Source organism: Pseudomonas sp. NY15372 (assembly GCF_048068215.1).
Classification (GTDB): domain Bacteria; phylum Pseudomonadota; class Gammaproteobacteria; order Pseudomonadales; family Pseudomonadaceae; genus Aquipseudomonas; species Aquipseudomonas guariconensis_A.
The window spans coordinates 1-23,865 of the sequence record NZ_JBLUPY010000017.1 but is presented as its reverse complement, the minus strand read 5'-3'; the positions used below and the strand labels follow the sequence as shown (position 1 = coordinate 23,865).

Genomic DNA, 23,865 nt, shown 5'->3' with positions numbered 1-23,865 from the left:
CAAGCCACGGTTTTCTGCCCGGTGGTGCTGCCAGGTCAGCAACACCCCCCCCTTGTAGGAGCGGGCTCGCCCGCTCCTACAAGGGGGGGACAGACTTCAAGGCTTGGGCTCACCTTCGACTTCAGGTTCCGAGGCCTCGCCGCGCAAATCATCGAAATCGGTCTTGAGCCCCTCCTCCATGGCATCCAGCTCCACCAGCAAGCTCCGGAAACTGGTCTCCTCCCGCGGCGGCGCCTCGCCTTGCTCGGCCTCATCCAGGCTGGCATCGGCCAGCGCCTGCAGGTGTGCCGGCACCGGTGCATCGTCCGGGTCCAGCAGCGGCTCGGGTTCCAGTTCGCGCAACTCGGCCAGGGCCGGCAGCTCGTCCAGGCTCTTGAGGTTGAAATGGTCGAGGAAGGCCTTGGTGGTGGCGAACATCGCCGGCCTGCCAGGTACCTCGCGGTAGCCAACGATACGGATCCACTCGCGCTCCATCAGGGTCTTGATGATATTGCTGTTCACCGCCACGCCGCGTACATCCTCGATCTCGCCGCGGGTGATCGGTTGACGGTAGGCGATCAGCGCCATGGTCTCGAGCAGGGCACGCGAGTATCGCTGCGGCCGCTCTTCCCACAGGCGCCCGACCCAGGGTGCGTAGTCTTCGCGGATTTGCAGGCGATAACCGCTGGCCACCTCCTTGAGCTCGAAGGCGCGACCGTTGCAGGACTTGCCCAGCAGCTCCAGGGCTTTCTTGAAAACAGCCGGCGCCGGGCGCTCGGCCTCCTCGAACAGTTCGTACAGGCGCTCCAGGGACTGCGCCTTGCCAGACGCCAGCAGGAAGGCCTCGATCAGCGACGCCAGGTCGCGCGGTTCATTCAGGTTCATCGTCAGGAAAGGCTAGCTCGTTGTCACTCGGCCCGGGCACGGACATGGATAGGGGCGAAAGGCTCATTCTGCACCAGTTCGATGAGCGACTCCTTCACCAGCTCGAGAATCGCCATGAACGTGACCACTACGCCAAGCTTGCCTTCCTCCAGCGTGAACAGTTCGACGAAGGGTACGAAACCACCGCCCTTGAGCCGCTCGAGCACCTCGCTCATGCGCTCGCGGGTCGACAGCGTCTCGCGGGTGATCTGGTGGCTCTCGAACAGGTCGTTGCGGCGCATCACCTCGGCCATGGAGAGCAGGATCTCTTCCAGCGCCACCTCCGGCAGCAGCTTGCGCACCTTGGCTTGGGGCGCCTCCAGGCGCGGTACGACCACCTCCCGACCCACCCGCGGCAGCTCGTCGATGCCCTCGGCGGCGGCCTTGAAGCGTTCATACTCCTGCAGCCGGCGAATCAGTTCGGCACGCGGGTCGCCTTCTTCCTCCTCGACCTCGCTTGAGCGCGGCAACAACATACGCGACTTGATCTCGGCAAGCATGGCGGCCATCACCAGGTACTCGGCGGCCAGTTCCAGGCGCACGCTCTTCATCAACTCGACATAGGCCATGTACTGGCGGGTGATTTCCGCCACCGGGATGTCGAGGATGTCGATGTTTTGCTTGCGGATCAGGTACAGCAGCAGGTCCAGCGGCCCTTCGAAGGCCTCTAGGAATACTTCCAGGGCATCCGGCGGGATGTACAGGTCCACCGGCAGCTCGGTCACGGCCTCGCCATAGACCAGCGCCAGTTGCAGCTGTTGCGGCGCTTCGCTGTCGTTGACCGGTGCGGCGGCCTCTTGAGCCTGGCTCACGCCGGGGCCAGGAACGGCGCGGGGTCGCCACAGCCGACACGGATCACTTCCGGGTCGTCGCCGGACAAATCGATGACTGTGGAAGCCTTCAAGTCGCCGAAGCCCCCGTCGATGATCAGGTCGACATGGTGTTCCAGGCGCTGGCGGATTTCGTACGGGTCGGTCATCGGGTCTTCATCGCCCGGCAGGATGAGACTCACGCTCATCAGGGGCTCGCCCAGCTCTTCGAGCAACGCCAGGACGATCGGGTTGGAGGGCACGCGCAGGCCGATGGTGCGGCGCTTCTCGTGCATCAGCAGACGGGGCACTTCGCGCGTGGCATTGAGGATGAAGGTGTACGGGCCAGGTACATGCGCCTTGAGCAGACGGAAGGTCGCCGTGTCGATCTTGGCGAACGTACCCATCTGCGACAGGTCGCAGCACAGCAGCGTGAAATTGTGGTTCTTATCCAGCTGGCGCAAGCGTCGAACCCGCTCCACGGCGGTCTTGTCGCCGATCTGGCAGCCCATTGCGTAGGCCGAGTCGGTGGGGTACACCACCACCCCACCCTTACGGATGATCTCGACGGCCTGCTTGATCAGGCGCGCCTGCGGGTTTTCCGCATGGATCTGGAAAAATTGGCTCACGTAGTCATCCTGTTCATACCGCCATAGGCTGTTCATGGCTGAATCGGCGCCACAGAGGTGGCAGGTCCTCGGGCAATGGCCGGTAGGCACCGATCTCGCCCCAGGTGCCGGGGCCGTGGAAGTCACTGCCAGCGCTTGCCAGCAGGCCGAACTCACGGGTAAGGATGGACATCGTGCCCACCTGCTCGGCCGGCATCATCCCGTTGACCACCTCCAACGCCTGCCCGCCTGCCTGAATATAGTCGGCAATGAGCCTTCTGCGCTTGCTGCGAGTCAGTTCGTAGTGCATGGGATGGGCCAGGCTCACCCATGCGTTGGACTGACGCAGCGTCGCGACAGTTTCCTCGAGAGTCGGCCAGTGCAGCTTGACGTCCCCTAGCTTGCCGGCCCCCAGCCACTTGCGAAAGGCCTCACCGCGGTCCTTGACGTGGCCTGCGCGCACCAGGAACTCGGCGAAATGCGGCCGCGCCGGTGCGTTGCCACTGTCGCCCAGCGCCTGTTGAACGGCCCGGGCGCCCTCGAGGGCGCCGGGCATGCCCTTGGCTGCCAACCGTCGGTCGATTTCCTCCGCACGCAACCAGCGACCCCGGTGCAGGGCCTCGATGGCCGCCAGCAGCGCAGGGGCATCGAGCGGGAAGTCGTAGCCCAGCACGTGGATGGTCGCGCCACCCCAGGTGCATGACAGTTCCACGCCGCTGACCCAGTGCATGCCGTTGTCAAGGCAAGCCTGGCGGGCTTCTGGCAGGCCCTCGATGGTGTCGTGGTCGGTCAGGGCCAACGTCCGCACCCCGTGCTCGTGGGCCCGGGCGACCAGGGCCGAAGGCGACAGGGCGCCATCGGAGGCCGTGCTGTGACAGTGCAGATCAACATTCATGGAGGAGCGCTTTCGCTGGAATCGATGTTTGATATTATGCCGTCACATCCCGCTTCTGGCTGCCACTGTGAAACAATTCATCGATTTCATCCCGCTTCTGCTGTTCTTCATCGTCTACAAGCTCGACCCGCGCCCCATCGAAATGGCTGGCCACAGCTTCGAGTTCGGCGGTATCTACAGCGCCACCGCCATGCTGATCATCAGCTCCCTGGTGGTGTATGGCGCGCTGTTCCTGCGCCACGGCAAGCTGGAAAAAGGCCAGTTGCTGACCCTGGTCGCCTGCCTGGTATTCGGCGGCCTGACCCTCGCCTTCCACAGCGAGACCTTCCTCAAATGGAAGGCGCCGGTGGTCAACTGGCTGTTCGCCCTGGGCTTCGCCGCCAGCCATTTCGTCGGCGACCGGGTGCTGATCAAGCGCATCATGGGCCACGCCCTGACCCTGCCGGACGCCATCTGGACCCGCCTGAACCTGGCGTGGATCGGTTTCTTCCTGGTCTGCGGCGCGGCCAATCTGTTCGTCGCTTTCACCTTCCAGGACTTCTGGGTCGACTTCAAGGTGTTCGGCAGCCTGGGCATGACCGTGATCTTCCTGGTGGCCCAGGGCGTATACCTGTCGCGCCACCTGCATGACAACGACCCCTCCACCTCTAAACCCAAGGATTGACATGCTCTACGCCATCATCGCAAGCGACGTCGAAGGTTCCCTGGAAAAACGCCTGGCCGCCCGCCCCGCCCACATCGAGCGCCTGCAGCAGCTCAAGGCCGAAGGCCGCGTGGTACTGGCCGGCCCGCACCCGGCCATCGACAGCAACGACCCAGGTGCCGCCGGCTTCACCGGCAGCCTGATCGTCGCCGAGTTCGACTCCCTGGCCGCCGCCCAGGCCTGGGCCGATGCCGACCCGTACATCGCCGCCGGGGTCTACGATAAAGTCGTCGTCAAGCCGTTCAAGCAAGTCCTGCCCTGACCCTTCCCGCCGCTCCCTTGGCGAACACTGCCAGCGCCCCGCCGTCGCAGGGCCTGGCTGACCCGGCCAGTACACCCCTTGCCGCAGCATGCGGTATCTTGGCCGGTGGCGGGCATCGAGAACGCCGTCAATGGTTGAATTGAGTGAGTCATGAGCGAGCTGTTACTGATTGATGATGACCAGGAGCTCTGCGAGCTGCTTGCCAGCTGGCTGAGCCAGGAAGGATTTACCGTGCGCGCCTGCCATGATGGCCAGAGCGCACGCCAGGCCCTGGCCGCCCAGGCGCCCTCGGCCGTGGTACTGGATGTGATGTTGCCCGACGGCAGTGGCCTTGAACTGCTCAAGCAACTGCGCACCGAACATGCCGAGCTGCCGGTGCTGATGCTCTCGGCCCGGGGCGAACCCCTGGACCGTATCCTGGGCTTGGAACTGGGCGCCGACGACTACCTGGCCAAGCCCTGCGACCCACGAGAACTCACCGCCCGCCTGCGCGCCGTGCTGCGACGCAGCCACCCGGCCGCCACCAGCAGCCAGCTGGAGATCGGCGACCTGACCTTCAGCCCCGCACGCGGTGTGGCCAGCATCGACGAGCGGGAAATGAGCTTGACCCTCTCCGAGAGCCGTATCCTCGAGGCGTTGCTGCGCCAGCCCGGCGAGCCCTTGGACAAGCAGGAGCTCGCGCAGCTCGCCCTGGGTCGCAAGCTGACCCTGTACGACCGCAGCCTGGACATGCACGTCAGCAACCTGCGCAAGAAGATCGGCCCCCATCCCGACGGCCGACCGCGCATCGTTGCCCTGCGCAGCCGAGGCTACTACTACTGCCTGTAAGCATGCCGGGGCCGCTGCGCGCCCCATAGCCGGCAAGCCAAGCTCCCACAGATACGGCACAGCACTCGAGGGCAGCGCGGTCGAGGTGGGAGCCGGCTTGCCGGCGATGGAGCACGTAACGGCCCTGCTTCGTCTTTACCAAGCCTTTACCGTCCGTTGACCGCACTTGACGGTGATCTCCCTAGACTGAGCTCATCCGGTAACCACCGGCCCATGAAAGGAGAAACACCATGCGCAAGACCCTTATCGCCCTGATGTTCGCCGCCGCCCTGCCGACCGTGGCCATGGCCATGCCCGACGGCGGTCACCAGCATGGCGGCCCGCATCATCGCGGTGACGCGCCTTTCGCCCAGTTGGACCTGAGCCGCGACCAGCGCCAGCAGATCGGCAAATTGATGGGCGAGCAGATGAAACAGCGCCGCGACATCACCGAACGCTACATCGCCAAGCTGCCGGCCGCCGACCAGAAGGCCATGAAGGATGAGATCAAGGCCAGCCACGACAAGACCCAGGCCAGCATCCGTGGCCTGCTCAAGCCCGAGCAGCAGAAGAAGTTCGATGAGCTGCAGAAGGAACGCGCCACACGCAAGGCCGAATGGCAGGAGTTCCAGGCCTGGAAGGCTGAAAAAGCCGGCAAGGCCCAGTAAGCTGTCTGCTCAACGCCCGGCCCGCCTCATCGCGGGCCGGGCTTTTCACGCTTTCAGGAGGTTGCTCTTGCGTTCACTGTTCTGGCGCATCCTGGCCAGCTTCTGGCTGGCCATCGCCCTGGTCGCCGGTTTGTCGATCCTGCTTGGCCACATGCTCAACCAGGACGCCTGGATCCTCAGCCGCCACCCCGGCCTCAACACCCTGGCCAGCCATTGGGCCCAGCACTACGAGCAGGAAGGCCTCGAATCCGCCCAACGTTTCCTGGAACGACGCAAGCACCGCTACAAGATCGATGTGCAAGTTCTGGACGACAATGGCCAGGCCGTGGTGCCCGGCACCTTTCCCCGTCGCGCCGCCGCCTTCGAAGCACGCCAGCACAATGACCAGCGCCACCTGCCCTGGCGCCGCCTGACCGAGGAGTACACCAGCCCCCAGAGCGGCGAGACCTACCTGCTGATCTATCGCATCCCCCACCCGGAGCTCAACGCCTGGCACCGCGAAAGCCTGCTATGGCCACTCAGTGCCCTGGGCATCGCCCTGGTGGTGCTGACCCTGTTCAGCCTGCTGGTGACGCTCTCCATCACCCGCCCCTTGAGCCGCTTGCGCGGCGCCGTGCATGACCTGGGGCAAACCAGCTACCAGCAGAACAGCCTGGCGCGCCTGGCCGCCCGGCGCGACGAGTTCGGCGTGCTGGCCAACGACTTCAACAAGATGGGGGCGCGCTTGCAGAGCCTGATCGGCAGCCAGCGCCAGCTGCTGCGCGATGTCTCGCATGAACTGCGCTCGCCGCTGGCGCGCCTGCGTATCGCCCTGGCCCTGGCCGAGCGGGCCGAGCCGGAGCAGCGCCAGGCGTTATGGCCACGCCTGACCCGCGAATGCGACCGGCTGGAAGACCTGATCAGCGAAATCCTCGCCCTGGCCCGGGTCGACGCCGAACAGTCCCATGCTGAGCCCGTGGACCTCAACGCCCTGCTGGGCAGCGTGCGCAAGGATGCCCAGCTCAGCGCCCCGGAACAGGAGGTGCGCCTGGAGGCCACGCCTGGCTTGACCCTGCTGGGCTGGCCGACACTGATCGAGCGTGCCGTGGACAACCTGGTGCGTAATGCGTTGCGCTTCAACCCCGCGGGGCAACCGATCGAGCTGCGCGCCGAAACCGAGCAGGGCCGTATCGTGCTGAGCGTCCGCGACCACGGGCCAGGCGTGGCCGAGGAACACCTGGCCCAGCTGGGCGAGCCGTTCTTTCGTACACCGGGGCAAGAGGCGCCAGGGCATGGGCTGGGGCTTGCGATTGCCCGGCGCGCGGCGGAGCGTCACGGGGGCAGCTTGAAGCTTGGGAACCATCCGCAGGGTGGGTTCGTCGCGACCCTGGAGCTGCCCTGCGAGATCGTTGCGGGATGACGGGGCTGCTGCGCAGCCCTTTCGCGGCACAAGGCCGCTCCTACCATAGGCCTTGCGCGGTGAAAGGGCCGCAAGGCGGCCCTGCCCCTCACTCGCCCCAGGCGCTGACGAAATCGGCAGTTTCCAGCACCGGCACCGTGCGCGGCTCGGTGGCAGGGGTGCCGACATACAGGTAGCCGATCAGCTCTTCGTTCTCGGCAAGTTCCAACCCCCGGTGCACATGGGCATCGAACGCCATGTCGCCGGTGCGCCACACTGCGCCGATACCTTGGGCATGGGCCGCGATCAGGATGCCATGGGCCGCGCAGCCTGCCGCCAGGCGCTGCTCGGACTTGGGAATCTTGAAGTGATCCTGCAGCCGGGCCACCACCACGATCAGCAACGGTGCCCGCATCGGCATGGCCCGGGCCTTGTCCAGGGCCGCCTGGCTGGCATCGCCCTTCTGGCGCAGCGCTTCGGCGAACAGCTCACCGAGTTTGTCGCGGCCCTGGCCTTCGATGGTCAGGAAGCGCCATGGGCGCAGTTGGCCGTGGTCGGGGGCGCGCAGTGCGGCCTGGAACAGCGCTTCGCGCTGGGCGGCATTGGGCGCCGGGTCGGTCAGGCGTGGCACGGAAACACGGTTGAGCAATGCGTCGAGAGCCTCCATGGGCTACCCTCCTGGCAGAGAAATGTGCGGGCATTCTCAAGCGCCAGGCTATAAGCTGCAAGCCACACAAAAAGCAGCCTATGCATCACCCCGTCCATGTTTGGCACTTGCAGCTTGCCGCCTGCCGCTTAAAATGGCGCCCTTCCGTTTCGAGTCAGAGCAGATCACATGGCGTTGCCGACCTTAAGGATCATTGGTTTCATCATCGGCATCTTCCTGATCACCCTGGCCGTTAGCATGGTCGTGCCCATGACGACGCTGGTGGTCTTCGAACGTACCGGCGACATGCCGTCGTTCCTCTGGTCAAGCCTGATCACCTTCGTCGCAGGGCTTGCCTTGGTCGTCCAGGGGCGGCCAGAGCATGTGCACCTGCGCCCCCGTGACATGTACCTGCTGACGGTCAGCAGCTGGCTGGTGGTGTGCGTGTTCGCCGCACTGCCGTTTCTGTTGACCCAGCATATCAGCTACACCGACGCGTTCTTCGAAAGCATGTCCGGCATCACCGCCACCGGTGCCACGGTGCTCAGCGGGCTGGACAACATGTCACCGGGCATTCTCATGTGGCGTTCGATGCTGCACTGGCTCGGCGGCATCGGCTTCATCGGCATGGCGGTGGCGATCCTGCCGCTGCTGCGCATCGGCGGCATGCGCCTGTTCCAGACCGAATCCTCGGACCGTTCGGAAAAGGTCATGCCGCGTTCGCACATGGTCGCCAAGTCGATCGTGCTGGTGTACATCGGCATCACCCTGGTCGGCAGCCTGGCCTTCTGGTGGGCCGGCATGCGGCCGTTCGACGCCATCAACCATGCCATGTCGGCGATTTCCACCGGCGGGTTCTCCACCTCCGACCAGTCCCTGGCCAAGTGGGACATTCCGGCGGTGCACTGGGTCGCGGTGGTGGTGATGATCCTCGGCAGCGTGCCCTTCACACTGTACGTGGCCACCTTGCGCGGCAACCGCAAGGCGCTGATCCGCGACCAACAGGTGCAGGGCCTGCTCGGTCTGCTGGTGACCACCTGGCTGGTGCTGGGTACCTGGTACTGGGCCACCACCGACTTGCACTGGCTCGACGCCTTGCGTCACGTGGCGCTGAACGTCACCTCGGTGGTCACCACCACCGGCTTCGCCCTGGGCGACTACAGCCTGTGGGGCAATTTCTCGTTGATGCTGTTCTTCTACCTGGGCTTCATCGGCGGCTGTTCCGGCTCGACTGCCGGCGGCATCAAGATCTTCCGTTTCCAGGTGGCCTACATCCTGCTCAAGGCCAGCCTCAACCAGCTGATCCACCCCCGTGCGGTGATCAAGCAGAAATACAATGGCCACCGCCTCGACGAAGAGATCGTGCGCTCGATCCTGACGTTCTCGTTCTTCTTCGCCATCACCATCTGCGTCATCGCCCTGCTGCTGTCGTTGCTGGGCGTGGACTGGATGACCGCCCTCACCGGCGCGGCCGGTACCGTGTCGGGCGTGGGCCCAGGCCTGGGCGAGGTGATCGGCCCGGCGGGCAACTATGCGACCCTGCCGGACGCGGCCAAGTGGATCCTGGCCGGCGGCATGCTGCTGGGCCGACTGGAGATCATCACGGTGCTGGTGTTGTGCATGCCGGCGTTCTGGCGTCACTGACCGGCGCGGCCTCCAGGCGCGCCCGGTACTCGCTCGGCGTCACGTCGAACCAGCGGCGAAATGCCCGATAGAAATTGCTCGGGTCGGCGAACCCCAGCAGGTAAGCGGTCTCCAGCAAGGTCATGCCGGGCTGGGCCAGGTACTGCTCGGCCAGCTCCCGGCGAGTGTCGTCCAGCAACGTCTGGAAACTGGTGCCCTCCTCCTGCAACCGGCGCTGCAACGTGCGCTGGGAAAGATGCAGGGCCTGGGCGAGGGTTTCGCGCTTGGGCTCGCCCTGGGGCAGGATGCGACACAGCACCTGGCGGACCCGATGGGTCACCCGGCTCTCCGAGAAGCGCGCCAGGTATTCTCCGGCGAAACGGTCGTGGAGCACGGCCATGGCCTCGTTGGCGGTAGGCAGCGGCGCTTCCATGTCGGCACGCTCGAACACCAGCGCATCATGAGGCGAGCCGAATACCAACGGAGCATGGAAGGCGACCTTGTAGGGTTCCACGTTCTTCGGCTGCGGCCCTTGGATCAACACGCGCCGCGGCTGGATCGGCCGACCGCTGAGCCAGGTGCACAGCGACAGCGCACAGGCCAGCGAGGCCTCGCCGCTGTGCCGCGTCGGCGGCAGGTGGTCGCCGTGCACGGTCAGGCCCAGCGCATAGCCTTCCGGGCCCAGGCGAAAACTCAGGTCGGCGCTCTCGGCGATGATCCGCTGGTAGCGCACCAGGCGCTCGAACCCTTCGGCCAGGGTACGGCTGGACATCAGCGCATAGCCCACCACATGGAAGGAGGCCGGGCGCACCACCCGCGCCATGTTCAGGCCGATGGCCTCGTTGCCGGAAAGATCTACCGCCAGTTGCCAGAGCCGAGTCATGGAGTCCTGGGTGAAGCGCGCATCCGGATCGTCCAGGGCCGCGAAGTCCAACCCGAGCTGCCTGAACATGGCCTGGCAATCGAGGCCCTCCAGCTCCAGCGCCTTGACGATCCCTGATGCCCAGCTGGCCGACGTGGTTCTTTCGCTCATGGCAGGCTTCTTGTGCTGACCGCAGCAGGCGGCGAATCGAAAAGATATTCATTTGGCGCCAATTGTCACTGGCCGCCCCCGACAATGACTCTAGACTCAATTCAGGCTCCACGCCGTGTAACCTGCCCACCTCGCACACCAACGGGGAGCACCGTCATGCATTCAACCGCGCAGTTCCGCAGTTTTGCCGAGTTCTACCCGTATTATCTGGGCGAACACAGCAACCCCACCTGCCGTCGGCTGCACTTTGTCGGCACCAGCCTGGTCATCGCGCTGCTCGCCTATACGTTCGCCAGCGGCAAGTGGTTGCTGTTGCTGGCCGTGCCGCTCGCAGGCTATGGCTTTGCCTGGGTCGGGCATTTCTTTTTCGAAAAGAACCGCCCCGCCACCTTCACCCATCCGCTGTACAGCCTGATTGGCGACTTCGCCATGTTCCGCGACGTCCTGCGCGGTAAGGTCAGCCTATAGGCATCGACTAGACGGGCTCGCGCAAGGTCGCCGTCCGTTCGGCCTCACGCGCCTGTGCATCGGCCAGGCGATACAACTCGATTTGCCCGTCCCAGTGCTCGATCAGTGCAGTGCAGGATTCCACCCAATCGCCACAGTTGAGGTACTCGACCTCGCCGACTCGACGAATCTCGGCATGGTGGATATGCCCGCAGACCACGCCGTGGAAACCACGCCGGGTGCACTCGTGGGCGATGGCATCCTCGAAATCGCTGATGAAGTTCACCGCGCCCTTGACCTTGTGCTTGAGGTAGGCCGACAGCGACCAATAGCCATAGCCGTAGCGGGCGCGCCAGTGATTGAGCCAACGGTTGAGCACGAGGGTGAACTCGTAGGCACGGTCGCCCAGGAACGCCAGCCAGCGATGGTAGCGGGTGATCACGTCGAACTGGTCGCCGTGGATCACCAGCAGGCGTCGGCCATCGGCGGTCAGGTGCTCGGCCTCGTCGACCAGGTGGATGTTGCCCAGGATCAACTTGGAGTAGCGACGCAGGAATTCGTCATGGTTGCCGGTGACGTAGATCACTTCGGTGCCGCGCTTGCTCAAGGTGAGCAGGCGGCGAATGACGTTGGTATGGGCCTGGGGCCAGTAGATGCCGCTGCGCAGCTTCCAGCCGTCGATGATGTCGCCGACCAGGTAAATGCGATCGGCGTGGTAGCGCTTGAGAAAATGCGCCAGGTGCTCGGCCTGGCAGTCCCGGGTGCCCAGGTGCACGTCGGAGATCCACAGGGTGCGCACGCGCTGCTTGCGTGACGGTTGGGCGAGTTCTACGTGGGACATGGGCAGGCTCCGGCACTGTTTGCTGGAGCCTGGCAGTTGTGCATGACAGGTTGGTGGCAGGCGTGTGACGACTGACCGGTGACGACCGTTGCAGGTGTACACTTGCCCTCTGCACTGCGAGGAGCCCCCATGACCGCCGGCCCGATCCTTTCCCTGCGACATTACCGCCACGATCTGATCGCCCACAGCCACGAGCACCCGCAACTGGTGTTCGGCCTGGGCGGGCGGCTGGATTTCGAAGTCCAGGGCCGCGGCGCACAAGTCGACCGACAAGGCTTGATGGTGGTGCCGGCTGGTGCCCATCACGCCTGCGGCAGCCCCTCGGGCAGCCGTTGCCTGGTGCTGGATGTCCCGGGCGAGCACTGGCTTCACGAACAACTGGGAAACCATGCCGATGCCAGCCGCCGGCTGCTCGACAAACCCGGCGCCCTGAGCCTGGACAACCGCCAGCAGCAACTGGTCGACTGGCTCGCCAGCAGCCCGGTGGACGATCCGCTGATCGCGCGGCAGGGCGCGGTCCTGCTGCTGGCCAGCCTCAATGCACAGGACGCCCCCTCCCTGGTGCAGCGACGCCTGCCCTACGCCGCGTTCGATGCCCACATCGAGCAGCATGCCGCCCACCCGCTGCAGGTCGCCGACCTGGCGCGCCTGGCCGGTCTCTCCAACGCACGCCTGCATGCACGTTTCGCCGCCGAATGCGCCATGACCCCCATGGACTACATTCGCCAGCGCCGCCTGCTCAAGGCCCGCCGCCTGTTGAAGGAAACCCGACTGTCCATCGGCGAAATCGCCGCGCAAGTCGGCTACAGCTCCCAGAGTGCCTTCTCGGCTGCCGTACTGCGCGATTTCGGTTGCTCGCCGATGGCCTTGCGCCGCGAGCCTGGCGACAATTGACGCGAGGATCGCGACAGACAGCGGGTGATGGTCCTCGTAGACTGGCCCTTCGGTATCGAGCCCAATCGCAGGACTGCCCCTATTCAAGGTGACCACTGTCATCACAAGGACCAGCATGAACCACCGCACCGCCCTCGGCGCCCTGCACATCGGCGCCCTCTTCTTCGGCCTCACCGGGGTCTTCGGCAAGCTGGCGACCAGCGCCAGCCCTACGATTATCGTGTTCGGTCGCGCGGCCTTCGCCGTGCTCGCCCTGGGGCTGTTCGCCAGCCTGGCACGCCAGGGCTGGCAGCGCCTGCAGGCCCAGGACCTGCGCCGCCTTTTGCTCGGCGGCGTGTTGCTGGCCGGTCACTGGGTGAGCTTCTTCATCGCCGTCAAGGTTGGCGGCGTGGCCATCGCCACTTTGGGCTTCGCCAGCTTCCCTGCGTTCACGGTGATCCTCGAAGGCCTGCTGTTCCGTGAGCGCATCCGCCGTAACGAAGCCGTGTTGGTGCTGCTGGTGAGCGTCGGCCTGGTGCTGGTCACGCCCGCCTTCGACCTGGCCAGCGAGGCCACCGGCGGGCTGCTCTGGGCCTTGCTCTCCGGCCTGCTGTTCTCGCTGCTGTCGCTGACCAACCGGGCCGGCTCCGGGCGCCTGCCTGCGGTACAGGCCGCGCTGTGGCAAAACCTGGTGGTCGCCCTGTGCCTGCTGCCGGTGGCCGCGCCGGGGCTGACCGCCGTGAAGCCCATGGACTGGCTATGGATCGGCTTGCTGGGAATTTTCTGCACCGGTGTCGCCCACAGCCTGTTCGTCGCCAGCCTGTCGGTGATCAAGGCGCGCACGGCGGCGGTGGTGTTCGGCATGGAGCCGGTCTATGGCATCGCCGTGGCCTGGGTGGTGTTCGCCGAAACGCCGACCCTGCGCATGCTGGCAGGCGGCGCGCTGATCATCTTCGCCATCGTGTTGTCCAGTCGCATGGCCGCCGAGCAGCCGCCCAGGCAGCGGCCCGTGGCCGAGGGCGCCTGATCAGCGATCGTTGTGGCCAAGGTCGCGCTGTGGGTCGATCTGGTCGCGCACCCGTTGCTTGAGCACCTTGGCTTCGGGGAAGCCGCCATCGGCCTTGCGCTCCCAGAGCTGCGTGCCGTCGCAGGTGATACGGAACACGCCACCGGTGCCCGGCTCCAGGGCCACGCGGCCCAGGTCGTCGGCAAAGGTGCTGAGCAGTTCCTGGGCCAGCCAGGCGGCTCGCAGCAGCCATTGGCACTGGGTGCAATACGTGATGACGATTTCGGGCTTGGCCTGGGGCATGGCAGCGCGTCTCCTTCGGGGATGAGCCGCTTATACTAGCGGTCTTTGCCCACGGTTTTGAGACTCACGATGCGCCGCTTGCTGTTCTGCCTTTTACTGACGCTCACCTCCTTCGCCACCCTGGCCGCCGAACCGGCCAGGCCCAAGGTCGGCCTGGTGTTGTCCGGCGGCGCTGCCCGGGGCCTGGCCCATATTGGCGTGCTCAAGGCCCTGGAAGAACAAGGGGTGCACATCGATGCCATCGCCGGCACCAGCATGGGGGCGGTGGTCGGCGGGCTGTATGCCTCCGGCTACAGTGTCGAGGAGCTGGAAAAACTCGCCACCACGCTCGACTGGCAGCAGGCCCTCTCCGACGCCCCACCGCGCAAGGACGTCCCCTTCCGGCGCAAGCAGGACGACCGTGACTTCCTGGTCAAGCAGAAGCTGAGCTTTCGCGACGATGGCAGCCTGGGCCTGCCGCTGGGCGTGATTCAAGGCCAGAACCTCTCCCTGCTGCTGGAAAGCAAGCTGGCCCACACCGCCGACACCCGCGACTTCGACAAGCTGCCGATCCCCTTCCGCGCCGTGGCCACCGACATCGCCAGCGGCGAAAAGGTGGTGTTTCGCCGGGGCCACCTGCCCCAGGTGATCCGCGCCAGCATGTCGATCCCGGCGGTATTCGCCCCGGTCGAGCTGGACGGCCGCCTGCTGGTGGACGGCGGCATGGTCGACAACATCCCCCTGGATGTCGCACGGGACATGGGCGTGGATCTGGCCATCGTGGTCGACATCGGCAGCCCGCTGCGTGACCGCAAGCAACTGGCCACGGTGGTCGATGTGCTCAACCAGTCGATCACCCTGATGACCCGGCGCAACTCCGAGGAACAATTGGCCAGCCTGCGCCAGGACGACATCCTCATCCAGCCGCCCCTGGCCGCTTTCGGCGTCACCGATTTCGGCCGTGCCCAGGACATGATCGATGCTGGCTACCGCGCCACCCGAGCCCTCGATACCCGCCTGGCCGGCTTGCACAACGCCGAAGGCGACAGCGGCCTGGCGGTGGCCCGCTCGCCGCGCCAGCGCCGGCCGGTGATCACCGCGATCAAGGTGGAGAACGACTCGAAGGTCAGCGACGACGTGATCCGCTACTACATCCGCCAACCCCTGGGCGAACCCTTGGAGCTGGACCGCCTACAGACCGACATGGGTACCCTCTATGGCCTGGACTACTTCGACCGGGTGCAATACCGGGTGGTGCACAAGGGCGACGACAACACCCTGGTGATCAATGCCCGCGGCAAGCGCGGCGGCACCGACTACCTGCGCCTGGGCCTGAACCTGTCGGACGACATGCGCGGCGACAGCGCCTTCAACCTTGGCGCCAGCTATCGGGTCAACGGCATCAACCAGCTGGGCGCCGAATGGCTGACCCGCGCCCAGATCGGCGACCAGCAGGAGCTGTACAGCGAGTTCTATCAGCCACTGGACGTGGGGTCGCGCTACTTCATCGCGCCCTACCTGGACCTCGGCTCGCAGAACATCGAGGCCACGCTGGACAACGACCCGGTGGCCGAATACCGCCTGGAGCGCTACGGCTTCGGCCTAAACCTGGGCCGGCAGATCGGCACCTATGGCGAAGTTCGCCTGGGGGTGGGCAAGGCGTGGGGGGAAGCCGAGGTGCGCATCGGCGACCAGGACCTGCCCAAGGTCAGCTTCAATGAAGGCTTCTATGAGCTGAAGTACTCTTTCGACACCTTCGACAATGTCTATTTCCCGCACAGCGGCGAGGACATCGGCCTGACGCTACGCAAGTACGACAAGTCCCTGGACTCGGACCACGACTACCGCCAATGGCAGCTCAAGCTCGACAAGGCTTTCAGCAGCGGGCCCAACTCCTGGGTGCTGGGCGGGCGCTACGGGCGCACATTGGACGATGCGGAAGTGGTGACGTCGAGCTTCGTGTTCGGCGGTGCCAGGCAACTGTCGGGCTTTCGCCAGGACTCGGTCTCCGGGCAGAACATCAGCCTGATGCGCATGGTCTACTACCGCCGGCTGACTCCGCGCGCCTACCTGCCCCTGGATTTCCCGCTGTACCTGGGCGGCTCATTGGAGCGGGGTCGGGCGTGGAACAACGACAATGAATTCGACAGTGGCTATATCAACGCGGCGAGTATCTTCCTGGGCCTGGAAACGCCGCTTGGGCCGTTGAACATCAGCTATGGGGCCAACAGCGAGCACCAGAAGGCGGTGTACCTGAACCTGGGGCACACCTTCTGAAACCCCGCGCGCCCTTGTAGGCGGCTTGCCCCGCGAAAGGGCTGCACAGCAGCCCATTTCATTCGTTCAAGACTTCTCGAGGTTCGCCAGAATCTTCGCATGCACACGCATGCAGACCTCCAGGTCAGCCTCATCGACCCCGGTGAACAGCTCCTGGCGCAGGGCATTGGCGATGGTCTCGATCTGCTCGATCAATGGCTTGGCCGGTGGGCACAGCAGGATCTTCTTGGCGCGCCGATCCTCCATCACCGCCTGGCGCCGTACCAGCCCTTGGCTTTCCAGGCTGTCGAGCAAACGCGCCAGGGTCGGCCCTTCGACGCCTACGCTCTGGGCCAGTTCACGCTGGGTGGGGGCATCGTCGAATCGGGCCAGGTGCAGCAGCACCAGCCAGCGGGCCTGGGACAGATTGAGGCCGGCCAGGCGGCGGTCCAGCTCGGCGCGCCAGCCGCGGGACATCTGGGCCAGCTGCATGCCGAAGCGGTGTTGGTTATCGGTCAGGGGCATAAGTGACTCTATGAACAGAACTAATTATTAGCCAGCTAACCATGGCCCGCGCTAACAGGCAAGGTTCGTGGGCGCCAGCGTGTCCGGGAATCGTCAAAAAGCATGACAAGAATCAGCTACAGCTCGAACTCGGCCGCCAACGCCGCACGTACGCAGTGCAGCACCCCCTCCGGCACACGCGGGCCGAACAGCGCCGAGACCGTGGCCACCGGCGGCAGCTCGCCCTCGCCGTCGAGGAAGGCGTCCTGCACCTCCATCAACAACTCTTCTGGCAGGTCAAGCGCCTGCTCAAGGGTTAGCTCCTGACGGCCGAGGGCCTCGGCCAACAGGCTGTAGACGTTCTTTTCGCTGCAATTGAGCTGGCCAGCGATCTGTGCCGGGGTCATGCCGGCACGGGCCAGGCTGACCAGCTCGTGGCGCAGGTCCAGTACCACCTTCGGCGCTTCTTCGCCCTCCCCACCGTTGAGCACATCGAGGAAGGCCTCGCCGTAGCGCTCGAGCTTGCGCGCCCCCACGCCGCTGACCTGGGCCATCTCGCTGAGGCTGGTCGGCTGGCTGCGCAGCATTTCCAGCAGCGTCGAGTCGGGGAAGATGACATAGGGCGGCACGCTGTGTTCGGCGGCCAGCTTGCGCCGCAGGGCGCGCAGGGCTTCCCACAGCTCGCGCTCCTCGGCCCGCACCAACTGGCTGGCCGGGCTGCCGCCGCCGGAGGACTTGACCACGGTCTGGGGCTTGAGGTCGCGGCGTAGCTGCAGGTTCACCTCGCCGCGCAGCAATGGCCGGCAACTGTCGGACAAACGCAGGCCACCGTAGCCTTCCAGGTCGATGTCCACCAGCCCGCGTGCCACCAACTGGCGGAACAGCGAGCGCCACTCGTGCTCGCTCAGCGCCTTGCCGACGCCGAAGACCGACAGTTTTTCGTGGCCGAAATTGCGCACCTTCTCGGTGTCCTTGCCCACCAGCACATCCACCAGGTGGCCCACGCCATAGCGCTGGCCGGTGCGGTACACCGCCGACAAGGCCTGACGTGCCGGCTCGGTGGCGTCCCAGGTCTGCACCTGGTCGACGCAGTTGTCGCAATGCCCACACGGTTGTTCGAGCACTTCATCGAAATAGGCCAGCAGGGACTGGCGACGACAGCGGGTTTCCTCGCACAGGGCCAGCATGGCGTCGAGCTTGTGCTGCTCGATGCGCTTGTGGCGCTCGTCACCCTCGGAGTTCTGCAGCATCTGCTTGAGCATCACCATGTCCTGCAGGCCGTAGGCCATCCAGGCGTCGGACGGCAGGCCGTCACGGCCGGCACGGCCGGTTTCCTGGTAATAGGCCTCCATCGACTTGGGCAGGTCGAGGTGGGCGACGAAGCGCACGTTGGGTTTGTCGATGCCCATGCCGAAGGCAATGGTGGCGACCATGATCAGGCCTTCCTCGTTGAGGAAGCGGTGCTGGTTGGCCGAACGCGTCTCGGCGGCAAGGCCGGCATGGTACGGCAGGGCCGGGAACCCCTGTTCGCAGAGGAAGGCCGCGGTTTCGTCGACCTTCTTGCGCGACAGACAATAGACGATGCCGGCGTTGCCGCGGCGCTCGCCGAGGAATGCCATCAGCTGCTTGCGTGGCGACTCCTTGGGCACGATGCGGTAGAAGATGTTGGGCCGGTCGAAACTCGACAGGAAGCGTTCGGCGCCCTGAAGGTGCAGGCGCTGGACGATTTCTTCGCGGGTGCGCATGTCGGCGGTGGCGGTCAGGGCGATGCGCGGCACATGGGGGAACAGCTCCGCCAGCTGGCCCAGTTGCAGGTATTCCGGCCGGAAGTCATGGCCCCATTGCGAGACGCAGTGAGCCTCGTCGATGGCGAACAGGGCGATGTCCAGGGTGCGCAGGAACTCCAGCATGCGCGGCTGCACCAGGCGCTCAGGGGCCAGGTAGAGCATCTTCACCTCGCCGCGGCGCAGGCGCCCGGCCAGTTCACGCTGCTGTTCGGGGCTCAGGGTGGAGTTCAGCGCAGCGGCGGCCACGCCCAGTTCATCGAGGGTGGCGACCTGGTCGTCCATCAGCGCGATCAGCGGCGAGACCACCACCGCAAGCCCCGGACGCAGCAAGGCCGGGACCTGGAAGCACAGCGACTTGCCGCCGCCGGTGGGCATCAGCACCAGGGCATCGCCACCACTGGCCACGCATTCGATGATCGCTGCCTGGCGCCCCCGGAAACTGTCGTAACCGAAGATGTCCTTGAGGACGCGCTGAGCCTGTTCGAGCATTGAAAACTCCAAAATCGCCATACCATCCTGGACACAGGCTGGACGAAAAATCCGCGGGGCACACTCACGAATGCGTAAGCGGCTTTTGCCGGAGGGCCGGGAAACGGCGCCCCTGGATGAAAAATCGCGGATTATACCCCAGTGCCTGCTCATGCAGGGGCCCCAGGCGCCTTCCTGCGACAGACGTTCCCTTTGCCCCCCAGCCGCCGCAAGGTGCTAGAATTCGTTATCGTTTATTCCCCAAGGTAGCCCTGTAATGTCCTTCGCCGAGCAACTGACCCGCCTGCAAGCCTTCCTCGACGCCGACGAGCTGCACGAAGAAGCGCTGGACTACGTCGCCGCCCACGGCTACCTGACCGCGCTGTCGATCTGCTCGGAAGACGTTCCTGAGCGCGAATGGATCGACGCCCTGTTCGCCGAAGAACCCCATTACGCCAGCGAGGCCCAGCGCACCGAGATCGAGGCCACCCTGGTCGCGCTCAAGGCGCACATCGGCCGCCAGCTGGCCAGCGACGATGAATTCGAGCTGCCGTGCGACCTGGACCTGACCGACGAGCCGGACGACTCCGACCTGCGCGGCTGGTGCATCGGCTTCATGGAAGGCGTATTCCTGCGTGAAGAGGCCTGGTTCGAAAACGCCGAGGAGGAAGTCAGCGAGATGCTCTTGCCGATCATGGTCGGCTCGGGCCTGTTCGACGAACAGCCAGAGTTCGAAGACATCGCCAAGAACGCCAGCCTGCAGGACGACATGATCGTGCAAATCCCAGAAGCGCTGACGGCACTGTTCCTGCTGCTGCACGCCCCGGACGAGAAACCTGCCCTGCTCAAGCCGCGCCACCACTAAGCCGGTCATGCGCTACCTGCTGCTGGCCATCGGCTGGCTCAGCGTCGCGCTGGGGGTGTTGGGGATCTTCCTCCCGGTGTTGCCCACCACCCCGTTCCTGCTGCTGGCGGCGGCTTGCTTCGCCCGTAGCTCACCGCGTTTTCATCGCTGGTTGGTGAACCACCCCAAGCTGGGGCCGTGGATCCGCGACTACCTGAGCGGCCAGGGCATCCCGTTGCGAGGCAAGGTCTACGCCATCGGCCTGATGTGGGCCAGCATCGGGTTGTCGTGCTATCTGGTGCCGCTGTTCTGGGCGCGAGTTTTCATGCTGTCCAGCGCGGTACTGGTCAGCCTGTACATCCTCAAGCAGAAAACCCTGCACCGGCCCGGCTGAGCGTCATTCGCCAAGGGTCGAGGGTTCGGATTCCACCACCAGTAACAAGCAGCCGTGGGGCGAACGCAGCCAGTGTTCGGAGCCGGGCGCATAGACCAGGCTGTCGCCGGCGCGGAACAGCTGGCCGTCGACATCCATCACCTCGCCTTCCAGTACCTGCAACAGCTCGACGGCTGCATGGCGGTGCGGTATCGAACGGCTACCGGGGGACATCTTCATCCAATAGGCCTGCCAGGGGCCGGCATCGGCCAGGGTCTTCCAGGAAACGCCGTGCAGGCGCTGGCCACCCAGAAGCATGGGCTGCCAAAGGGCCTGGGCCGGGCTGTGGACTTCGCGCTGGGGCATTGGGCTGATTCCGAAGAGGCTTGAGCCCAGTCTAGGAGACGGCCGATTGCCCAGCGCCACAGGTGCGACCCGCGCATATGCTCTGGCGCCGCTTATCGCTGACAAGCCGGTCCCTACCTGCCTTGCATGGCCTCTGTGGGAGCGGGCTTGTCCCGCGATCTAGGGCGAAGCCCTTGTCATCAGCCGCAATGGCAGGCCCGCCCCAATCGCCGGCAAGCCGGCTCCCACAGGGATCGCGCCAGTTCTTGGACATTTCGCAAGACAGTTGCTCCCACACGGGGTACCTTCATTCCCGGAGAGCCGCCTTACACCGTATCCACCTTCAGCGAATGGTCATTGAGCATCCCGTTGATGATGGTCGCCGTGTCCTGCCCTGCCGCGACCACTCCACCGGCACCTGCCGTCACGCCGTAATGCTGCGCCAGGTCGACACCGGCCAGGTCGATGGTCTGGGTTGGTGCGGCGCCAGCCACGCTGCTGACTTCGATGGTCGAGACCACATTGACACCCGAGCCTGAGACCTTGAAGTGCAGGTAGTCATCCAACGAGGCAGTAGTACCGTTTTCGCCCTGAAGCAGCTGCGACAGGTCGAGACGATCGCTGCCCGGGGTGAACGCCAGCACAGTGTCGTGCCCCATTTCGCCCTTCTGCCAGACGAAAGTGTCGTTGCCGCTGCCACCGTTGAGCGTATCGTCGCCTAGGCCGCCGAGCAGGACATCGTTGCCCGCGCCGCCGTTCAGGGTGTCGTTGCCCAACCCGCCGATCAGCAGGTTATCGCCACCGTTGCCGGTCAGGGTGTCGTTGTAGTCCGAGCCGATCAGGTTCTCGATACCGTTCAGGGTATCGCTGCCGGCACCACCCGTGCTCTGCGCAGTGGTCAGGTTCAGGTTGACGGTCACGCCGCCGGTGGCCGAAGCGTAACTGGCAGTGTCGATGCCCGCGCCGCCATCGAGCAAGTCATTGCCCGGGCCACCGATCAGCAAGTCGTCACCGTCGCCGCCGTAGAGCAGATCGTCGCCGCTGCCGCCGACCAGCACGTCGTGGCCGAGGCCGCCCTGCAAGGTGTCGTTGCCGGCGCCGGCCAGCAGGGTGTTGTCGCCGTCGGTGCCGGTGAGCACGCTGCCGGCCTGGTAGGTGATATCGACATTGCCCGTGGCCGTGCCACCATGGCCGTCACTGGCAGTGTAGGTGCCGTTGTACACCTCGTTCTGGGCATTGCTGTAGTCGATGGTCATGGTCAGCTTGTAGAACTCGGCACCCGAACCGAAGTTGCTGTCGGTCACGTTGCGTACCAGGATGGAATAGTCACCGCTATGGCTGGCCGTGAAGAAGTGGCCATCGGTAATGGGTTGATAATCGCCCACGTCATCCTTCCAGAACATCTGCAGGTTGCCGGTCGGCACGTCGTGGTCGAGGGTCAAGGTCTCGCCTTTTTTCAAGTGGACCGTCATGACATCCTGGTCGTTGGCATTGCTGGCTCCGACGTCCCGTACGAAGGCATCGACGATCAGCGCGGCGACCATGCTGTTGGCTGTGCCTCTGAAGGCACTGCGTGGCAGATCTTTGAAGCGGTTTGTCTGGCTCCCCCCCGTGCCGTTGAAATCGATGACCGGAATACCGTTGCCCACGCTGAAACCTTCGCCCTTGACGGAGAAACCGGTGTCGAAGGTGATCGGCGAGGCCGTGAGCTTGTCGTTATCCGCATCGCTGTCGTTGGCCAGCAGCACCTCGGCCGGAACGGTGATGCTGGCCCCGGTGATGTTGGTGATGATGTGGTCGGAGCCAGCGACAGGCGCGGTATTGGTGTAGATGTTCACCGTCAGGGTGGCACTGCTGGGATCGCCGTCGTTGTCGCTGACGGTGAAGCCGAAGTTTTCCTGTTGGGTTACGCCGGTATCCTTGGGCGGGGTGTAGATGAAGTCCCCGGTGTCCATGTCCACCAGCAGCGTGCCGCCCAGGTTGGTCTTGATGTTGAAGGTATTGGTGGCGGTATCGAAAGTGCCGTGATCCGCCCCACCGCTGGCTGTGTAGGAACCTTCGCCACCGTTGGCCTTGGGATCGTAGGTGTAGGTGGTGCCATCGACCACCAGCGCCTTGATGAAGCCGCCATCGGCCCCCAGCTCGCCGCCACTGAGCAGGCTACCGGTGATCGGTGCACCCAGCACCGTGCCGGACAGTACAGCATTCAGTTGGTTGAGGTCGGTCACCACGACCGAGTTGGTATCGGTGTGGGTGCTGCCATCGTAGGCCAACGGGTTGAGGTTGCCCTCGTTCACACCACTGCCAAGGCCAATGGCGTAGGACTTGATGCCATTGTCGTCGAGGAACGTTTCCCAACTGGCTTCCCTGTCGGCGGTGATGCTGTGGCCGCTGGTCGGTTCACCATCGGAGAAGAAGTACGAGATATTCTGGGCACCGGCCAGTTTGCCGCTAGCCACGAAGGCCGTCTTGGCAACGTTGACGGCTGAGTCGTAGTAGGTCGCCCCACCGGCGCTCAGGCCATTGACGATGTTCTTGGCCTGGGTGAGCGATACCCACACCGAGGACTCCTGCGTTGCGCCATCGGAGAAGGTGACGATCTGCACCTTGATGTCGCCCATCTCGTCATACTTGTCGAGCAAGGCGTTGATCGCCTGCTTGGCCAATTGCAGGCGGGTCAGGCCTGGTACGCCTGAGGCGAAGTCCATGCTGCCAGAGACATCGATCACCAACAGCAGGTTGGAATCCACCTGGCCTGGGGAAACGGCGCGCTCGGCATCGACTGCCGAAGGCACATCGTCGACGATGGTGACGTCGATGCTGCCATTGGCGATGCTGCCGTCGGTGTCGGTCGCGCTAACGGCGAGGCTTTCACTCAGGTTGTTGGTGCCGTTGGCGTCCGGGTGGGTGGCATTGTCGGCCAGTGTGTAGCTGTAGCTCACCACGCCGGTGCTGGGGTTGTAACCGGTGATGGTCAAGGTGTTGCCCAGATCGGTCGTCGCCGATTGCGGGAAGCCTGCCACCACACCGCCGCTGACCACAGCGATGCCGCCGACTGTCAGGGTGTCCAGCCCGTCCAGGGCGGTGACGGTGAAGCTGCCGCTCTGGGTGAGTTCGCCTGCGTCAGGGCTGGTGCCGTCGGCAAGATGCTTCTCATAGACGATCAGTTCGCCGCCGGTGATGTCCAGGCCTGTGAAGGTGACTGGGTTGTCGAGGTTGGTGACGTTCAATTCCAGCACTGCAGTGCGCACATCACCGTCGGCATCGGTCAGCGTATAGGTGAATTGCTCTATGCCACTGCCGCCGCCGTGCAGATTGAAGAAGTCGGGGTCGCTGGCGTTGAGCGTGTAGGTGTACGCGCCATTGGCCGACAGCACCAGAGTGCCGTAGGTACCCACGAAGGTGCCGGCGGTGATCGGGCCACTCGGGACGCGGTCGGCGCCCTGGGTATCGTTGCTCAGCACATTGCCGGTGAGCGTGGTGTGCTGCTCGGTGGCGGTTTCG

At 64.9% G+C, this 23,865-nt stretch carries 24 protein-coding genes; 12 read left to right on the top strand and 12 right to left on the bottom strand.

From position 1 onward, the window contains the following. Positions 1-96: 96 nt before the first annotated feature. The 4 genes from scpB to ACNFG0_RS13880 form a co-directional block, all read right to left on the bottom strand. On the bottom strand, positions 97-864 hold the full coding sequence (gene scpB / locus ACNFG0_RS13895) for an SMC-Scp complex subunit ScpB (RefSeq protein ID WP_196145554.1): 768 nt from the start codon (positions 862-864) through the stop codon (positions 97-99). 23 nt (positions 865-887) lie between these two features. Continuing rightward, on the bottom strand, positions 888-1,586 hold the full coding sequence (locus tag ACNFG0_RS13890; protein WP_196156163.1) for a segregation and condensation protein A: 699 nt from the start codon (positions 1,584-1,586) through the stop codon (positions 888-890). 125 nt (positions 1,587-1,711) lie between these two features. After that, positions 1,712-2,341, bottom strand: a complete 630-nt coding sequence (locus tag ACNFG0_RS13885) for an L-threonylcarbamoyladenylate synthase (RefSeq protein WP_196156160.1) — start codon at positions 2,339-2,341, stop codon at positions 1,712-1,714. Between the two features lie 13 nt (positions 2,342-2,354). Continuing rightward, positions 2,355-3,215: a PHP domain-containing protein gene (locus ACNFG0_RS13880; RefSeq protein ID WP_196145556.1), complete on the bottom strand. Its 861-nt coding sequence runs from the start codon at positions 3,213-3,215 to the stop codon at positions 2,355-2,357. 67 nt (positions 3,216-3,282) lie between these two features. On the opposite strand from ACNFG0_RS13880, the gene ACNFG0_RS13875 reads away from it, so the two are divergent. The 5 genes from ACNFG0_RS13875 to ACNFG0_RS13855 all read left to right on the top strand — a co-directional run bounded on the left by ACNFG0_RS13875 (position 3,283) and on the right by ACNFG0_RS13855 (position 7,054). Further along, positions 3,283-3,879, top strand: coding sequence for a septation protein A (locus tag ACNFG0_RS13875; RefSeq protein ID WP_196156158.1), 597 nt, complete (start codon positions 3,283-3,285; stop codon positions 3,877-3,879). A 1-nt stretch (position 3,880) separates the two neighbouring features. After that, positions 3,881-4,180 (top strand): YciI family protein, encoded by a 300-nt coding sequence (locus ACNFG0_RS13870; RefSeq protein ID WP_070092114.1) that lies wholly within the window; start codon positions 3,881-3,883, stop codon positions 4,178-4,180. 150 nt (positions 4,181-4,330) lie between these two features. Continuing rightward, on the top strand, positions 4,331-5,008 hold the full coding sequence (locus tag ACNFG0_RS13865) for a response regulator transcription factor (RefSeq protein ID WP_196145558.1): 678 nt from the start codon (positions 4,331-4,333) through the stop codon (positions 5,006-5,008). Between the two features lie 230 nt (positions 5,009-5,238). Next, positions 5,239-5,655: a Spy/CpxP family protein refolding chaperone gene (locus ACNFG0_RS13860; protein ID WP_196156157.1), complete on the top strand. Its 417-nt coding sequence runs from the start codon at positions 5,239-5,241 to the stop codon at positions 5,653-5,655. A 61-nt stretch (positions 5,656-5,716) separates the two neighbouring features. Beyond that, on the top strand, positions 5,717-7,054 hold the full coding sequence (locus tag ACNFG0_RS13855) for a sensor histidine kinase (protein WP_196166903.1): 1,338 nt from the start codon (positions 5,717-5,719) through the stop codon (positions 7,052-7,054). A gap of 88 nt (positions 7,055-7,142) precedes the next feature. On the opposite strand, the gene ACNFG0_RS13850 is transcribed toward ACNFG0_RS13855, so the two are convergent. After that, positions 7,143-7,700, bottom strand: a complete 558-nt coding sequence (locus tag ACNFG0_RS13850; protein WP_416765255.1) for an NAD(P)H nitroreductase — start codon at positions 7,698-7,700, stop codon at positions 7,143-7,145. A gap of 168 nt (positions 7,701-7,868) precedes the next feature. Between ACNFG0_RS13850 and ACNFG0_RS13845 the strand changes: the two genes are divergently transcribed. After that, positions 7,869-9,323 carry a TrkH family potassium uptake protein gene (locus ACNFG0_RS13845; protein ID WP_196145562.1) on the top strand — a complete coding sequence of 485 codons (1,455 nt, stop codon included), beginning with the start codon at positions 7,869-7,871 and terminating at the stop codon, positions 9,321-9,323. On the opposite strand, the gene ACNFG0_RS13840 is transcribed toward ACNFG0_RS13845, so the two are convergent. Then, complete coding sequence (locus ACNFG0_RS13840; RefSeq protein WP_196145563.1) at positions 9,280-10,335, bottom strand: AraC family transcriptional regulator; 1,056 nt, start codon at positions 10,333-10,335, stop codon at positions 9,280-9,282. The genes ACNFG0_RS13845 and ACNFG0_RS13840 overlap by 44 nt on opposite strands. 156 nt (positions 10,336-10,491) lie before the next feature. On the opposite strand from ACNFG0_RS13840, the gene ACNFG0_RS13835 reads away from it, so the two are divergent. After that, a complete protein-coding gene (locus ACNFG0_RS13835) occupies positions 10,492-10,803 on the top strand; it encodes an Mpo1-like protein (protein WP_416765253.1) in 312 nt (103 codons plus the stop codon). 7 nt (positions 10,804-10,810) lie between these two features. Here the strand turns inward: ACNFG0_RS13835 and ACNFG0_RS13830 are convergent, their stop codons facing one another. Continuing rightward, positions 10,811-11,623 carry a UDP-2,3-diacylglucosamine diphosphatase gene (locus ACNFG0_RS13830; RefSeq protein ID WP_196145565.1) on the bottom strand — a complete coding sequence of 271 codons (813 nt, stop codon included), beginning with the start codon at positions 11,621-11,623 and terminating at the stop codon, positions 10,811-10,813. Between the two features lie 129 nt (positions 11,624-11,752). Between ACNFG0_RS13830 and ACNFG0_RS13825 the strand changes: the two genes are divergently transcribed. Together ACNFG0_RS13825 and ACNFG0_RS13820 are read left to right on the top strand one after the other, a co-directional pair. Continuing rightward, entirely contained in the window at positions 11,753-12,517 is a 765-nt protein-coding gene (locus ACNFG0_RS13825; protein ID WP_196145566.1) for an AraC family transcriptional regulator, read from the top strand. 115 nt (positions 12,518-12,632) lie between these two features. After that, on the top strand, positions 12,633-13,523 hold the full coding sequence (locus tag ACNFG0_RS13820; protein WP_416765251.1) for a DMT family transporter: 891 nt from the start codon (positions 12,633-12,635) through the stop codon (positions 13,521-13,523). Here the strand turns inward: ACNFG0_RS13820 and ACNFG0_RS13815 are convergent, their stop codons facing one another. Continuing rightward, entirely contained in the window at positions 13,524-13,805 is a 282-nt protein-coding gene (locus ACNFG0_RS13815) for a SelT/SelW/SelH family protein (RefSeq protein ID WP_196145568.1), read from the bottom strand. It lies immediately after the preceding gene. A gap of 69 nt (positions 13,806-13,874) precedes the next feature. Between ACNFG0_RS13815 and ACNFG0_RS13810 the strand changes: the two genes are divergently transcribed. Beyond that, complete coding sequence (locus ACNFG0_RS13810; RefSeq protein ID WP_196156150.1) at positions 13,875-16,061, top strand: patatin-like phospholipase family protein; 2,187 nt, start codon at positions 13,875-13,877, stop codon at positions 16,059-16,061. A 66-nt stretch (positions 16,062-16,127) separates the two neighbouring features. On the opposite strand, the gene ACNFG0_RS13805 is transcribed toward ACNFG0_RS13810, so the two are convergent. Further along, complete coding sequence (locus ACNFG0_RS13805) at positions 16,128-16,565, bottom strand: MarR family transcriptional regulator (RefSeq protein WP_196145570.1); 438 nt, start codon at positions 16,563-16,565, stop codon at positions 16,128-16,130. A gap of 116 nt (positions 16,566-16,681) precedes the next feature. Further along, positions 16,682-18,820: a DNA helicase RecQ gene (gene recQ / locus ACNFG0_RS13800; protein WP_416765248.1), complete on the bottom strand. Its 2,139-nt coding sequence runs from the start codon at positions 18,818-18,820 to the stop codon at positions 16,682-16,684. 256 nt (positions 18,821-19,076) lie between these two features. Between recQ and ACNFG0_RS13795 the strand changes: the two genes are divergently transcribed. Together ACNFG0_RS13795 and ACNFG0_RS13790 are read left to right on the top strand one after the other, a co-directional pair. Next, positions 19,077-19,664 (top strand): YecA family protein, encoded by a 588-nt coding sequence (locus ACNFG0_RS13795; protein ID WP_196145572.1) that lies wholly within the window; start codon positions 19,077-19,079, stop codon positions 19,662-19,664. A gap of 7 nt (positions 19,665-19,671) precedes the next feature. Then, entirely contained in the window at positions 19,672-20,037 is a 366-nt protein-coding gene (locus ACNFG0_RS13790) for a YbaN family protein (RefSeq protein ID WP_416765246.1), read from the top strand. A gap of 3 nt (positions 20,038-20,040) precedes the next feature. Here ACNFG0_RS13790 and ACNFG0_RS13785 read toward each other — a convergent pair whose 3' ends face one another. After that, a complete protein-coding gene (locus tag ACNFG0_RS13785; protein WP_196145574.1) occupies positions 20,041-20,382 on the bottom strand; it encodes a cupin domain-containing protein in 342 nt (113 codons plus the stop codon). 305 nt (positions 20,383-20,687) lie between these two features. Continuing rightward, positions 20,688-23,865, bottom strand: a 3,178-nt coding sequence (locus ACNFG0_RS13780) for a type I secretion C-terminal target domain-containing protein (protein ID WP_416765244.1), incomplete at its 5' end; no start/stop codon positions are given.

Bases quoted from the DNA above. Each gene is read 5' to 3' on its own strand.
- ACNFG0_RS13805 (WP_196145570.1), bottom strand. From the start codon at position 16,565: ATGCCCCTGACCGATAACCAACACCGCTTCGGCATGCAGCTGGCCCAG.
- ACNFG0_RS13820 (WP_416765251.1), top strand. From the start codon at position 12,633: ATGAACCACCGCACCGCCCTCGGCGCCCTGCACATCGGCGCCCTCTTC.
- recQ (WP_416765248.1), bottom strand. From the start codon at position 18,820: ATGCTCGAACAGGCTCAGCGCGTCCTCAAGGACATCTTCGGTTACGAC.
- ACNFG0_RS13785 (WP_196145574.1), bottom strand. From the start codon at position 20,382: ATGCCCCAGCGCGAAGTCCACAGCCCGGCCCAGGCCCTTTGGCAGCCC.
- ACNFG0_RS13830 (WP_196145565.1), bottom strand. From the start codon at position 11,623: ATGTCCCACGTAGAACTCGCCCAACCGTCACGCAAGCAGCGCGTGCGC.
- ACNFG0_RS13865 (WP_196145558.1), top strand. From the start codon at position 4,331: ATGAGCGAGCTGTTACTGATTGATGATGACCAGGAGCTCTGCGAGCTG.
- ACNFG0_RS13795 (WP_196145572.1), top strand. From the start codon at position 19,077: ATGTCCTTCGCCGAGCAACTGACCCGCCTGCAAGCCTTCCTCGACGCC.
- ACNFG0_RS13845 (WP_196145562.1), top strand. From the start codon at position 7,869: ATGGCGTTGCCGACCTTAAGGATCATTGGTTTCATCATCGGCATCTTC.
- ACNFG0_RS13810 (WP_196156150.1), top strand. From the start codon at position 13,875: ATGCGCCGCTTGCTGTTCTGCCTTTTACTGACGCTCACCTCCTTCGCC.
- ACNFG0_RS13880 (WP_196145556.1), bottom strand. From the start codon at position 3,215: ATGAATGTTGATCTGCACTGTCACAGCACGGCCTCCGATGGCGCCCTG.
- ACNFG0_RS13825 (WP_196145566.1), top strand. From the start codon at position 11,753: ATGACCGCCGGCCCGATCCTTTCCCTGCGACATTACCGCCACGATCTG.
- ACNFG0_RS13835 (WP_416765253.1), top strand. From the start codon at position 10,492: ATGCATTCAACCGCGCAGTTCCGCAGTTTTGCCGAGTTCTACCCGTAT.
- ACNFG0_RS13850 (WP_416765255.1), bottom strand. From the start codon at position 7,700: ATGGAGGCTCTCGACGCATTGCTCAACCGTGTTTCCGTGCCACGCCTG.
- ACNFG0_RS13840 (WP_196145563.1), bottom strand. From the start codon at position 10,335: ATGAGCGAAAGAACCACGTCGGCCAGCTGGGCATCAGGGATCGTCAAG.
- ACNFG0_RS13790 (WP_416765246.1), top strand. From the start codon at position 19,672: ATGCGCTACCTGCTGCTGGCCATCGGCTGGCTCAGCGTCGCGCTGGGG.
- ACNFG0_RS13870 (WP_070092114.1), top strand. From the start codon at position 3,881: ATGCTCTACGCCATCATCGCAAGCGACGTCGAAGGTTCCCTGGAAAAA.
- ACNFG0_RS13815 (WP_196145568.1), bottom strand. From the start codon at position 13,805: ATGCCCCAGGCCAAGCCCGAAATCGTCATCACGTATTGCACCCAGTGC.
- scpB (WP_196145554.1), bottom strand. From the start codon at position 864: ATGAACCTGAATGAACCGCGCGACCTGGCGTCGCTGATCGAGGCCTTC.
- ACNFG0_RS13860 (WP_196156157.1), top strand. From the start codon at position 5,239: ATGCGCAAGACCCTTATCGCCCTGATGTTCGCCGCCGCCCTGCCGACC.